This is a genomic window from Dyadobacter sp. CY351, from assembly GCF_021502625.1.
Taxonomy (GTDB): Bacteria; Bacteroidota; Bacteroidia; order Cytophagales; family Spirosomataceae; genus Dyadobacter; species Dyadobacter chenhuakuii.
Genome location: NZ_JAKFFU010000012.1, coordinates 1 through 13416, shown reverse-complemented (window position 1 = coordinate 13416; position 13416 = coordinate 1). Strand labels below are relative to the sequence as shown.

General features: G+C 45.3%; 12 protein-coding genes. 6 read left to right on the top strand and 6 right to left on the bottom strand.

Annotation, left to right across the window (positions count from 1 at the left end):
- Positions 1-7 precede the first annotated feature (7 nt).
- Positions 8-202 (bottom strand): 30S ribosomal protein S21, encoded by a 195-nt coding sequence (gene rpsU / locus L0660_RS20635; protein WP_026629542.1) that lies wholly within the window; start codon positions 200-202, stop codon positions 8-10.
- A gap of 156 nt (positions 203-358) precedes the next feature.
- Between rpsU and L0660_RS20630 the strand changes: the two genes are divergently transcribed.
- The 5 genes from L0660_RS20630 to L0660_RS20610 all read left to right on the top strand — a co-directional run bounded on the left by L0660_RS20630 (position 359) and on the right by L0660_RS20610 (position 5416).
- Positions 359-1303 (top strand): phosphatase, encoded by a 945-nt coding sequence (locus tag L0660_RS20630; protein ID WP_235161151.1) that lies wholly within the window; start codon positions 359-361, stop codon positions 1301-1303.
- A gap of 87 nt (positions 1304-1390) precedes the next feature.
- Complete coding sequence (locus L0660_RS20625; protein ID WP_235161150.1) at positions 1391-3970, top strand: zinc-dependent metalloprotease; 2580 nt, start codon at positions 1391-1393, stop codon at positions 3968-3970.
- Positions 3971-4033: 63 nt separating this feature from the next.
- Positions 4034-4714 (top strand): peptidoglycan DD-metalloendopeptidase family protein, encoded by a 681-nt coding sequence (locus L0660_RS20620; RefSeq protein WP_235161149.1) that lies wholly within the window; start codon positions 4034-4036, stop codon positions 4712-4714.
- 44 nt (positions 4715-4758) lie between these two features.
- Positions 4759-5007, top strand: a complete 249-nt coding sequence (locus tag L0660_RS20615) for a DUF6364 family protein (protein ID WP_235161148.1) — start codon at positions 4759-4761, stop codon at positions 5005-5007.
- Positions 4997-5416 (top strand): PIN domain-containing protein, encoded by a 420-nt coding sequence (locus L0660_RS20610; protein ID WP_235161147.1) that lies wholly within the window; start codon positions 4997-4999, stop codon positions 5414-5416. Before L0660_RS20615 ends, L0660_RS20610 begins: the two co-directional genes overlap by 11 nt.
- A gap of 15 nt (positions 5417-5431) precedes the next feature.
- Here the strand turns inward: L0660_RS20610 and L0660_RS20605 are convergent, their stop codons facing one another.
- The 4 genes from L0660_RS20605 to L0660_RS20590 all read right to left on the bottom strand — a co-directional run bounded on the left by L0660_RS20605 (position 5432) and on the right by L0660_RS20590 (position 11250).
- Entirely contained in the window at positions 5432-6661 is a 1230-nt protein-coding gene (locus L0660_RS20605) for an MFS transporter (protein WP_235161146.1), read from the bottom strand.
- Between the two features lie 2 nt (positions 6662-6663).
- Complete coding sequence (locus tag L0660_RS20600) at positions 6664-7416, bottom strand: SDR family NAD(P)-dependent oxidoreductase (protein WP_235161145.1); 753 nt, start codon at positions 7414-7416, stop codon at positions 6664-6666.
- A gap of 43 nt (positions 7417-7459) precedes the next feature.
- The gene (locus tag L0660_RS20595; RefSeq protein WP_235161144.1) at positions 7460-9163 is read right to left on the bottom strand and encodes a S41 family peptidase; all 1704 of its coding nucleotides are present in this window, start codon (positions 9161-9163) and stop codon (positions 7460-7462) included.
- Positions 9164-9300: 137 nt separating this feature from the next.
- Entirely contained in the window at positions 9301-11250 is a 1950-nt protein-coding gene (locus L0660_RS20590) for an acetoacetate--CoA ligase (RefSeq protein WP_235161143.1), read from the bottom strand.
- 295 nt (positions 11251-11545) lie between these two features.
- Between L0660_RS20590 and L0660_RS20585 the strand changes: the two genes are divergently transcribed.
- A complete protein-coding gene (locus L0660_RS20585) occupies positions 11546-13246 on the top strand; it encodes a pseudouridine synthase (RefSeq protein ID WP_235161142.1) in 1701 nt (566 codons plus the stop codon).
- 77 nt (positions 13247-13323) lie between these two features.
- Here the strand turns inward: L0660_RS20585 and L0660_RS26400 are convergent, their stop codons facing one another.
- Complete coding sequence (locus tag L0660_RS26400; RefSeq protein ID WP_409013419.1) at positions 13324-13410, bottom strand: IS3 family transposase; 87 nt, start codon at positions 13408-13410, stop codon at positions 13324-13326.
- Positions 13411-13416: the final 6 nt, after the last annotated feature.

The following is a 13416-nucleotide window of genomic DNA, read 5'->3' as shown; positions in this document are numbered from 1 at the left end:
CTGGGAACTAGTCTTCTAAATGACCGTAAGTTTTTTCTTTGTATACGGCACGCAAAACTTCGAAACGACGTCTTACAGATGGTTTTTCGAAAGCAGTACGAGCACGAAGCTGGCGCATAGTACCAGTTCTTTCAAATTTCTTCTTGTAACGCTTAAGAGCGCGGTCAATCGATTCGTTGTCTTTAATGTTTATAATAAGCATGCTTATAAATTGTAATGTTCTTTGAATTGGTTTCTGAAATCGGACTGCAAAGAAAAGCTTTATCAAACAGAAAATCAAGAAATAAGTCATTATTATTAGGTTATTTTTGTGATCATTGCATTGAGGAAAAAGCTTTTAACAGATTAAATGCCCTATATGAGCTCGCGACTGGGAATTATTGACTTAGGAACAAACACTTTTCACCTGCTCATTGTCGATAAAAACGGAGATGCTGTCACCAATATATTTCATGATAGCAGACCGGCAAGGATCGGATTGGGAGGAATCAACAAAAAGATCATTACGGAGGAAGCCTTGCAGCGTGCACTGACCGTCCTGACTTATTTCCGGCAAAAGCTGGACGAGTTCAATGTTCCCGATGAGAAAACTTTCGCTTTCGGCACCAGTGCCATCCGGAATGCAGAGAATCAGCAGGACTTTTGTGCTGAAATCCTTTCCAAAACAGGCATTACGATCACTGTGATCGACGGCAACCGCGAAGCCGAATACATTTATAAAGGAGTCCGACGCGGTGCAGACCTTGGCGATTCACCTTCACTGATCATGGATATTGGCGGTGGAAGCGTAGAGTTCATCATCGGCAACAGGTCGCAGATTTTCTGGAAGCAAAGTTTCGAGATTGGCGGGCAGCGACTGATGGAAAGATTCATGCGCAATGATCCGCTTTCGCAGGGTGACAGCAAAAATCTTTACAATTATTTTGAAGAAAAACTGATCCCGCTTGCCAATGCCGTCCACCAGTATTCCCCGGATAAGCTGGTGGGGTCTTCCGGGACATTCGACACGTTGGTGGACATTGATTTCCATTTCCGCACCAATGAAAGGCCTCCGAAAAACCAAACTGATTTCTCATTGGCACTGGAAGAATTTTACCGTGCATATGCACTCATTCTCACCGGAAATCATGACGAAAGAATGCAGATCCCGGGCATGATCGAACTGCGTGTGGACATGATCGTGGTTGCAGTTTGCCTGATAGACTATGTACTCAAAAGCTACGGAATCAAGAAGATACAAGTTTCAAGCTATGCATTAAAAGAAGGCGTTCTTGCCGAAGTGCTGGCCGAAAAGACAGCTTAATATTTTTGTAACCTCCCCTGAATTATTTGCACGTCCTATCCGGCAAACTTATATTTTTGTAAGCAAGCAAAAACATAAACCAACTCTATGAGATTAATTCGTTATTTCCTCTTTGTAGGAATCACATTTCTGTTTACCACAACCACCTACGCACAAAAGAAGAAAAAGAAAGAAAAGCAGGAAGACGTCAAGATCGAAAAAGCCGTGGACGCCGTGGCCACCGCAGTAAAAGAGAAACTCAAAGACGACAAAAAGAAGGGCCCCAAGGCTTTTAAAGACCTCATTGACACCAGCGCGGTGAGCCAGAAAGGCATGATTTCTGTTCACAAAATGGACGAGAAATGGTATTTCGAAATCCCTGATTCACTGCTGGACAAAGACATTATGGCTGTAACGCGCTATGCCAAAACAGCTGCCGGCGGGGGGATTTTTGGAGGAGAAGAGGTCAACCGGCAAATGATCCGCTGGGAAAAAGGGATGGACCATAATCTATTATTGCGTTCCGTAACAGTGGTCGTTGCGAGTCCCGACAGCACCAAGCCAATTTTCCAGGCTGTTAAAAACTCAAACTCAGATCCTATTATTGGGGTTTTTGAAATAAAAGCCGTTAAAAAAGAGCCTGGTGCAAAGTCGTCTGTCATTGATGTGACGGACTTCTTTAATGCTGATAATCAGGTTTTTTCACTAAGCTCGGTTAGCAAGCAGCTTTTAAAACTGACATCATTTAAAAAGGAAGCTTCCTACATTGAGAAAATCCGGGCGTTTCCCATTAATACAGAAATCCGGACCGTTAAAACATTTTCTGTAACGCCGCAGCTGCTCTCTACTTCTCCTACCCCGTCCATCGGTCAGTATTTACCGTCCGGGCTCGATGCCGGCGTTGTGACTATGGAAATGAACACTTCGCTGATCCTGCTGCCTGAAAAGCCGATGCGGAAAAGGATCTTTGATAGTCGGGTGGGTTATTTTGCAAATCAATATGCCATTTTCGGAGAAGAATCGCAGCGCTCTGATACAGAAGTTTTTGCGGTAAGATGGCGTTTAGAGCCTAAAAATGCAGAAGATGCTAAAAAGCAGCGCGACGGCGAATTGATTGAGCCTAAAAAACCAATCGTTTATTACATTGATCCTGCCACACCTGAAAAATGGCGCAAATATCTGAAAGCAGGCGTCGACGACTGGCAGGAAGCATTTGAAAAAGCAGGCTGGAAAAATGCGATCCGCGGCGAATACTGGCCCGAAAACGACACGACTATGAGCCTGGAAGATGCACGTTATTCCGTGATCCGCTACTTCGCTGCCGATATTCAGAATGCTTACGGGCCCAATGTGCATGATCCGAGAAGCGGTGAGATTCTGGAAAGCCACATTGGCTGGTATCACAATGTCATGCGTTTGCTGCGCAACTGGTACATTATCCAGGCTGGCGCGGTGGATCCAAAAGCCCGCACCAAGAAGTTCGATGATGAGCTTATGGGCCAGCTTGTGCGCTTTGTTTCTTCGCATGAGATCGGGCATACATTGGGATTAAGGCATAATATGGGCGCGAGTTCGGCTACACCTGTCGAGAAATTGCGTGACAAAGAATGGATTGAAAAGCATGGCCATACGGCTTCTATCATGGATTATGCCCGCTTCAATTACGTGGCCCAGCCCGAGGACAGCATTACCAATCTGTTCCCGAGAATCGGAGATTACGACAAATGGGCAATTCAGTGGGGTTACAGCAACTTCTTGGACGCCAAGGATGCGAAGACTGAAAAAATGCTTTTGAATGAAATGACCAAAGAGGCTTACAAAGATTCCAGACTGCATTTCGGAACGGAGATCAGCCCGTATGACCCGCGTTATCAAACCGAAGATCTGAGCGATAATGCGATGAAAGCTTCTGAGTATGGCATTAAAAATTTAAAAAGAATTCTTCCCAACCTGATCGAATGGAGCCGCGAGGACGGTGAAAGTTATAAGGAGCTGGATGAAATTTACAACAATGTTATACAGCAATATCGTCGCTATCTTGGCCACGTGATGAAGAATGTGGGCGGGATTTACGATAACCCTACCACATATGACATGGAGGGATCGACTTTTGAAACTGTGCCAAAATCGACTCAGAAAGAAGCAGTTGTATTCCTTAACAATCAGTTGTTCAAAACGCCGACCTGGTTATTAGACCAGAATATTTTAAGCAAAATCAAACCTGAAACCGGTGTCGAAGCGATCAAAGCATTGCAGGAATATGCATTAACGACGCTCTTCGCAGGCGACAGGGCGGTCAGGCTGATGGAAACCGGAATTTCAAGCAAGAATTATACGCTGGACGATATGTTTACAGACCTGGAAAGCGGCATTTGGTCAGAAACGAAAACGGGCAAAAGCATTGACCTGCACCGCAGAAATCTTCAAAAAGTGTATATCGAGAAATTGGTTGATCTGCTGAAACCTGGCAAAGCCAATGTGCAATCCGTTCCGGTTGGGATCACTTATGGTTTTTCAACGCGGGTTGTTGAACTTGAAAAAACGGATTTGCCTTCCGTTGCGAGGGCACATTTGGAAAGCCTGAAAGCAACATTACAACCTGCTATCACGAAATCGACGGATAAAATTACGAAGTATCATTTGCAGGATGTTTTGCAACGGATCAAGATGGCGCTGGATCCGAAATAAATCCAACTCTGCTAAGCCCGCAAACAAGGTTGTCCGGGCTTAGCAGTTATAAAATGCCAATTAATGCTTACACTTCAAGACATTCTGGGAAAGCAAAATGGCTTTGCGCCTGTCATTCATAGCGCGAAGCCGTTTAAAAAGCTGGATTTTTCTGAATCCAATGAAGCGCTTGTGCAAAGGGATTTATCCGAAACTTCGGTTTTCTCTCAATTTGTATTTGATGAAATGCTTGAAAATAATGCTTTCACAGGGATTGGCGGCTACGCAGAGAATCGCATTATCTATCGGCAGCAAAAACATTTCAATAACGCAGACAACCAACCAAGGAGCATTCATCTCGGCACGGACATTTGGGCAAATGCCGGAGAACCCATTTATGCACCGCTAGACGCAACCGTCCACAGTTTTGCCTTCAACGACCATTATGGCGATTACGGCCCAACAATTATTCTTGCCCACGTATTAAACGATGTCGTATTCTACACACTTTACGGACATCTGTCACTGGATTCACTGGAAAGATTATATGTCGGCAAAAATATTTTAGCCAACGAAAAATTCGCAGCCATAGGCCCCTATCCCGAAAACGGCGACTGGCCACCGCATCTGCATTTTCAGATTATCAAAGACATGGGCAACTATCAAGGAGACTTCCCCGGCGTAAGCAGCATTCAGGACAGAGAACATTATTTAAATCTCTGTCCTGATCCAAATTTGATTTTGAGGATAGCGGCAAACTTTTGAATTATTTATGCGCACGATTAAAAAATTATGCGCATATTCATGTTATGAAAGCTAGACTAAATATCACTATTGAGGACAATGTATTGTCCCAGGTTAAGGCTTATGCTGCATCAAAACATATCAGCATTTCGCGAATTGTTGAGGACTATTTAAGAACCATCGCCGCTAAATCTGAAAAGAAAGAAAGTATTTTAGATTTAGTAGATAGCCTTGAAGTTCCTTCGCATATAGATACCAAACAAGATTTAAAGAAGGCTTTTTACGAAGATCAATCTGCAAAATATGGCTTCTAAGGTATTTCTTGACGCCATTATTTTATTGGATTTCTTACTTAAACGAGATGACTATCAAGATGCCAGACAACTGATCGAAAGAATCGTTCATAAACAGATCCAAGGCTTTGTAACACCTGCAATTGTTCACATAACAGCATATTGGGTAAGCAAAGCATACCGAAAAACGAAAGCAAAAGAGCTAATTGTTCTGTTACTGGCAGATATAACGGTTATTGACTGTAACCATATTACCACCTTAAAAGCTTTAAATTCTCTAATTGACGACGTCGAAGACGCGCTTCAATATCATACTGCAATTCAACACAAGCTTCAATATTTTGTGAGTCGCGACAAACAGTTGCAGAAGTTTTCAGAACCATCATTGCCCGTTTATAATTTAAAGGAGTTTTTAGCTCTAAAATTATAATCTAAGCGAAAACGACTAACCCTTACTCCGCTCCAAGTTCGGCAGAAACCCTGTCAGCAGCCCGATAAGCGGTAAAAAGGAGCAGATCCAGAAGACATATTCAATGCTGGTTTTGTCGGCGACGCTTCCCAGAATGGCCGATCCGATTCCTGCAATGCCGAAAGCGAAGCCGAAGAACAGCCCTGCAATCATCCCGACCTTTCCGGGAATAAGCTCTTGTGCATAGACCAGGATCGCGGAAAAGGCTGAGGAAAGAATGAGCCCGATAATGCAGCTTAATACGCCCGTCCAGAACAGATTGACGTAAGGAAGCAGCAAAGCGAACGGGGCTGCACCTAATATCGATATCCATATCACGTATTTCCGGCCAATCCTATCGCCAACCGGTCCTCCGATGAATGTTCCCGCTGCAACGGCGAATAGAAATGCGAAAAGATATATCTGTGAATTCTGGATGGAGACGCCGAATTTATCAATCAGGTAAAAAGTGAAATAGCTCGAAATACTGGCCATGTAAATGTATTTCGAAAAGATTAGCAGCAGCAAAATACCGATCGCAAACACGATTTTCCCTTTTGACAAATGCGATTCCTGATGTGCTTTTTCGACTTTTTTCGCAGCAACATGGCTTAGACTTTGCTTATACCAGCCGCCTACCCAGGATAAAATAACAATCGCCAGAAGCGCAACCAGCGAAAACCAAATCACCTGAAAACGTCCATAAGGCAACAGAATCAATGCTGCCAGCAAAGGCCCCAGCGAACTCCCCGCATTACCGCCCACCTGAAACAGCGACTGCGCCATGCCATGCTTACCGCCCGAAGCCATACGCGCCACGCGGGAAGCCTCAGGGTGAAAAACCGCTGAACCAACGCCGATCAACCCAACTGAAAGCAAAACAAGATTAAAGCTGTTCGCAAGAGATAATGAAATGAGTCCCAGCAATGTAAAGCACATTCCCACAGCCAATGCAAAGGGTTGCGGACGCTTGTCCGTGTACGCGCCTACCACAGGTTGCAGTACAGAAGCGCTCACTTGAAATGTGAATGTGATCAGCCCTATCTGGGTAAAATTCAATTGAAAAGATTCCTTAACCATCGGGTAAATGGAAGGGATTAAGGACTGCATCGTGTCATTCAGCAAATGACAGAAGCTTAACGCAAGCAAAATGGGGAAAACTGTTTGCGAAGTATTTATTGCTGTCGGTGAGTCAACAGCAATGGGCTTTTGTTCAGTAGATTTCATGCTTACTTCCTGTGAATCGTCGTTGCGGCAGATTGCGCAGCAGCTAAAATGGTAATGTCAGCGATTGTAACCCTGCTAGGTGCATTCACTGCGTAAAGAATGGCATCGGCAATATCAACAGCCTGCAAAGGATCAAATCCCTGATACACTTTTTCGGCACGGCTTTCATCTCCTTTGAAACGAACCAGCGAAAATTCTGTTTCCACTGCGCCGGGCGCGACATTGGTCACCTTAATGCCATGCTGCGTCAGATCGAGACGCATTCCTTCACTCAAAACCTCGACTGCAGCCTTGGAAGCACAATAAACGGCACCATTCACGTAAGTCTGCTTTCCTGCTATGGAACTGATATTGACAATGTGCCCCGCTCCATTTTCAAGCATCAGCGGAATTACCGCTTTCGAAACATATAGCAAGCCTTTCACATTTCCATCGATCATTGCATCCCAATCCTCCGTATCACCCTCGGCCAATGAACCCATTCCGTGTGCATTACCAGCATTATTAACCAGGATATCAATGTTTTTCCAATCATCTGGCAAGGAACCGATCATAGCGATCACCGCGCCTTTGTCACGCACATCAAAAACAAGCGTGGTAACATTAACTTTTGAAGATAATTCAGCAGAAACTTCATCCAATCGTTCCTGGCGGCGGCCGCAGAGGATAAGATCAATTCCGGCACCTGCAAATAACTCCGCAGTGGCCTTTCCAATTCCGGATGTGGCTCCGGTAATCAATGCAATTCGAGACATTATAAAATCAAATTCGTCAAAAGATGTGCGCTTCCTGGGATGCTTACTTTTTATTTTTAGGAATGTTCAAACTGCTGAACTTCCCTTTTTCCAGCTGCGCAGCCTGGCTGAATAGCTGGACCGCTTGCTGATAAACATTATCCGTCGGATTCAGCACCTGAAAAATCTCATTATTAAGCCCGTTTTTCTGCTTCCTGCCCCAGACATATCGTCCGATGATCGCCTTGGTTTGCGAAGCAATAATGGGTTTAGAAAGTGTTAACTCTTTTTCATTTGGTTTAATTCCAGCCTTCGAAGCATCCTTCACCATTTCTGCAATCATCGCGTCAGATATCTGGAACGACGTCAAGAAGTCATTAAATGACTGTTTTTCAAGCTTTTTCTGATTGTCATTCGCGTAGCGAAGCGCGTATTCTCTGATGATGTTTTTGGAATACAATTCAAATAAATACTTGCTGTTCAGCAGCGTATCTTTTGGAACAAAAATATCGGGTGTAATCCCGCCGCCGCCATAAACGATGCGGCCTCCGTCTGTTTTGTAAATTTTGGTTTTATCAAATTTAATGCTGTCCGCACTGAACAATTCGCCGCTCTCGTAACGATGCGAAAGATCCTGGCTATAATCTTCACCTTTGCCCAGCTCATAAGGTTTTTGAATGCTCCGGCCGCTTGGTGTAAAATATCTTGAAATAGTAAGGCGAAGTTCGGATGCGTCCGAAAGCTTGATCGGCATTTGAACCAAACCCTTTCCGTAAGAACGCCTTCCAACGACCAATGCACGGTCGTGATCCTGCAACGCTCCCGCCAGGATTTCGGATGCAGACGCACTTCCTTCGTCCACCAATACGATCAACGGCCCTTGTTCGAACATTCCGTCCACGTGTGAACGCGTTTTTCTGTCAAACCGGCTATCCTTGCCTTCTGTGTAAACCAACAGTTTATCGCCAGCAATGAATTCGTCGGCCATGCTTGTGGCACGCTCCATATAACCGCCCGGATTTCCTCTCAAATCAAGGATCAGGTTTTTCAAGCCACTGGCTTTCAGTGTTTTTAATGCTGATTTGAATTCGTCGTAAGTGGTTTCCGAGAAACGGCTCACCTTAATATAGCCAATCTCCTGATCTACCATATACGATGCGTCAACAGAGTAAGTCGGAATGCGGTCACGGACCACTGCAAAGTTCATTTTTTCATCTAAACCAACCCTTTCAATGGCCAGATCAACCTTAGTGCCTCTTTTTCCACGCAACAGCTTGTAAACCTGCGCATTAGTAACGCCAGGACCAGATAAATTCTCCTTATTAACTGAAATAATGCGGTCGCCGCTCTGAATTCCGGCCGCTTCCGAAGGACCGCCGCTTAATGGCGTCACCACGTAAACCGTGTCATTATATATGTTGAACTCCACACCAATGCCGTCAAATCCGGATTCCAGCTGCGAACGGGCCGCAGTGGCTTCTTCCGTGTTGAAGTAAGCTGTGTGGGGATCTAATTTTTCCAGCATTTTTGAGATAGAAAAATCTACAAGCTCCTCAGTATTAACAGAATCTACATAATTATTCTCAACAAGCATGAGCACTTCGCGATATTTGGCATAACCCTTCGCTACGTCCGAAAGCTTGCGGCCCCCGCTAAAAAAAGTGCTTCCCAACAGCACACCAGCAGCCAGTGTAATGGCTATAATGATAGGCAGGCGAACCACTGAACGGGAATTATGAATCGGGTTAGGAGATTTTTGTTGATTCATGCCAATAAAATATTTGAAAGCGTTGTATACATGCCTGTTGCAGTAGGCACATTTCTCTAACGTGAAGTAAGCGATTTTGGTTGCCTAAAGCAAGTGTATCAGAGGTGATTTATAAGATATTAGTCCAACTTCTGCCCTCAAACAAATGCCTTTAAAGACTCCGGATTACGCATTGTCTCCGGATTGATGCATTTGGCAGGATCCTGTCCCATCAGAATCCGCTTCATTGGCGCCTCCATTTTCTTCCCGTTAATCGTATAGGGAATGTCGCTAACCTGCTCTATTGTATCCGGAACGTGGCGTGGACTGTATTCATTTCTTAAAACGTCCTTTATGCGTTGTTTCAGCTCGTCGGTCAAAGTTTTGTCTTTGCTTAAAACTACAAACAACGAAATTGTCCCGTCACCGTTCGCCTTTTCAAGATACACCGCCAAACTGTCTTTCACGTCCGGAATGCTCTCGACGGCGCGATAAATTTCGGCAGTTCCGATCCTTACCCCACCCCGGTTCAACGTTGCATCCGAGCGGCCGTAGATGATGACAGAATTGCGGTCGGTAACCTTTATCCAGTCGCCGTGGCGCCAGATATTGGGATACATTTCAAAATAGCTGCTGATATATTTCTCGTCATCCTCATCATTCCAAAAGTAAATGGGCATGGAGGGCATGGGCTGCGTAATCACCATTTCACCCAGCTCGCCGGTCAGCGGTTTGCCATCCTCACTATAAGCCTCGATCCGGCAGCCGAGCATGCGGCACTGGATTTCTCCGGGATAAACGGGCAAAATCGGGCAACCGCCCACGAATGCACTGCAAACGTCCGTTCCACCGCTTAGCGAAATGAGCCAGACATCTTTTTTTACATATTTATAAATCCATTCGTATGCCTCCGGCGGCAATGGCGAGCCGGTGGAACCGATGGTTTCCAATGCATTAAGACTTTCCGAAGTAATGCTCACACCCGCTTTCATGGACGCATTGAAGTAAGCTGCGCCGCTTCCGAAATGCGTGATCTTCGCTTTTTCGGCCAATGTCCAGAGCACTTGTGACGATGGAAATGCAGGCGCTCCGTCATATAGCACAAGCGTTGCGCCACAAAGCAGCGATCCTAATGCATAATTCCACATCATCCAGCCCGTGGTCGAATACCAGAAATAGCGATCGCCCGGTTTTACATTCTGATGTAAGATCAATGCCTTATGATGTTCGATAAGGCAGCCGCCTACGCTATGCGTGATGGCTTTTGGCTTAGCCGTGGTGCCCGAAGAATAAAGGATCCAGATCGGGTGATCAAAGGGAAGCGGCTCGAAATCAAGCCCGAAATTTTCAAGATGCAGAATGTCTTCCCAGGAAGTTAATCTTTCCGGGCGGTTCTCTGCATTGATGTTATTCACTAAAACCGTATCCTTAACACTTGGTAATGTGAAGGATAGCTCTTGTGCGAATGCTGTAAGGTCGTAAGTTTTGCCATTATAAACATAACCATCCGCCACGAAAAGCACTTTGGGCTCAATCTGCGAAAAACGATCTGTAATGGCTGTTTTACCAAAATCAGGTGAGCAGGACGACCACACAGCGCCCACAGCATTGGTCGCGAGAAAAGCCACAACGGCCTGCGGAATGTTTGGCAAAATAGCTGCCACCCGGTCACCCGGACGCACGCCGCGCTGTTTGAGCCAGGCAGCCACAGCGGCAACTTCCATTTCAAGCGTCTCCCAGGAAATTTCCGTTAAAGGAGATTGTTCTGACTGAAAAAGAATGGCAGGCCGGTCCTTTGTTTTATTTCTGAAAACATGCTCGGCATAGTTCAGCTTGGAACGCGTAAACCATTTTGTGCCGATCATCCCATGCTTTGGCCTTTGCAACACTTCCAGGTAAAGGTCATGGGATTTTATATTGAAGTAAAGCCACAAACTCTCCCAGAAATCTTCCAGATCCGTCACCGACCAATCCCAAAGATCATGGTAGGAGCGGAAATAAAGGCCTCTTTTGACAAAAAGCCAATCCATGTATTTTTTGAGATTGGATTGCTCCAGAAGCGTTCTCCCTGGTTTCCATAGCGGTTGAGGCAGGACATCAGTAGGCATATTTACATCTTTATAGGTGAAGGTTAGGTTATGGAAAAACGCGCTTTTCAGTGCATTGAACCAATAGTACTAATAAACGTTTGGTTACCAAAAATGGCATAAACCGAAGTGAAAATATTTACTTAAAAATTTCCTGTATCTTTGCAGACTTAATTAAAACACTTAGTACTCTGATCATCAGATGCGTTGATTAGCGGGTTTTAGTGGCATCTTTGAAATACAGATCAAAAAACCGCTGTCAGTACACGGCAAATAGTAAGAGGAAACAAATTCCAGTAGTGATACTGCATTCCTAATGAGAAAAAGAACATCAACACCCTCGAAGGCGCCAAAAGCTTCGCAGCCTTCGACCAGCGGACAGAAATCCTTCCGCAAATCCAGTGACGGCGCAGGCCATCCATTCAAAAAGGCTCGCCCTGAGGCAGAAAGCCGTTTTAGTAAACCAAGCATCAAAAAGTCAAGCTTACGCACTGCATCCTCGAACGGAGATAACGCAGGACAAAAAGCACGTCCCAGCTTCGATCACGAAAAAGGATCAAGCGACAGATCGGGCTTCGATAAGCCGAGCTTCGGCAAGCCGGGCTTCGACAAGCCGGGCTTCGATAAGCCAAGGTTTGATAAGCCTCGCTTCGACAAGCCTTCATTCAAATCTAGTTTTGACAAACCTCGCTTTGATAAGCCTGGAAATGACAGACCAAGCTTTCCTAAAAAGGAAGGTGGCTTCCGCAGCCCCGTTGATAAAAAGGATTTTGGACAAAGAGAACGATCATCCGGAGACAGAGAATTTAAACCACGCTTTGAAAGACCGGCTCGCGAAGGCGACAGGCCGCGCTTTGAGAGAAGAGGCGATGACCGTCCTGCCCAATCCGGAGAGTCCCGCCCATTCCGTTCAAGAGAAGAATCAGGACCAAGAGAAAGACCTTCCGGAGAAAGGGAATTCAAACCACGTTTTGAAAGACGTGAAGGTGACCGACCCACCGGCGACAGAGAATTCAAGCCTCGTGCTGAAAGACCTGCGCGCGAGGGCGAAAGACGTGATTCACGGCCATCAGCTGAGCGTTCTTTTGGCCGTCCCAGCAGAGACGGCAAGCCAGAATTTAAAAAAAAAGATGAGACCGCGCATGTAGAGCGTGATTTCGAAAAGTCTGCCCGTAATGAAAACGCAGAGCAGGCAGAAGATCGCAGCGGATTAGACAGAAGAGTGGGCAAATTTGAAAGTGCTCCACGCTACAATTTGTCAAGCTACGAAAAGAAAAATGCACCGAAACGGAAGGAAAAGGAAGAATCTGCACTCATTCGTTTGAACAGATACATTTCAAATGCTGGCATTTGCTCGCGTCGCGAGGCGGATGACCTGATCGCTTCGGGCCAGATTTCTGTAAATGGTAAAACGATTACAGAGATGGGTTACAAAGTATTGCCTACCGACGTTGTGAAATATGGCAAAAAGGCATTGAACCCGGAGAAAATGGTTTATATCCTAATCAATAAGCCAAAAGATTACATTACCACAACCGACGATCCGGAAGAGCGCAAAACCGTGCTTGACCTCATTCAAGGTGCATGTGCCGAGCGTGTTTACCCGGTGGGTCGCTTGGATAGGAATACAACCGGTTTATTGCTTTTGACCAATGATGGAGAATTGGCTGTAAAGCTGACGCATCCATCCGGCGGGATCAAGAAAATCTATCAGGCGGAATTGGATAAGCCGATTACAACGGAAGATTTTGAAAAGCTCCAACACGGCCTTGAATTGGAAGACGGTTTCATTCGGCCTGATGAAGTTGGCATTGTAACGCCAGACGCGATGGTGGTTGGCTTGGAAATTCACAGCGGCCGGAACCGGATCGTTCGCCGGATGTTCGAACATTTGGGTTACGAAGTTCAAAAGCTCGACCGCACGGTATTCGCAGGATTGAACAAGAAAGACCTTCCGCGTGGTAAATGGAGATTTTTAAGTGAAAAAGAAGTGGTAAAGCTGAAATTCATGCTTTAAGATTTTTGGATTAATACAAAAAGAAAACCGGCTGCTACGATAATGGACTGAACCCCAAAAGTTGGACGGTTTAAAGATTAACGATTAGTGTGATGAGCTCGGTATTGTGCCGGGCTCATTCCGTTTAAATTAAGTCTGATCCTCTCTTTGTTGTAGTAGGTGATGTATTC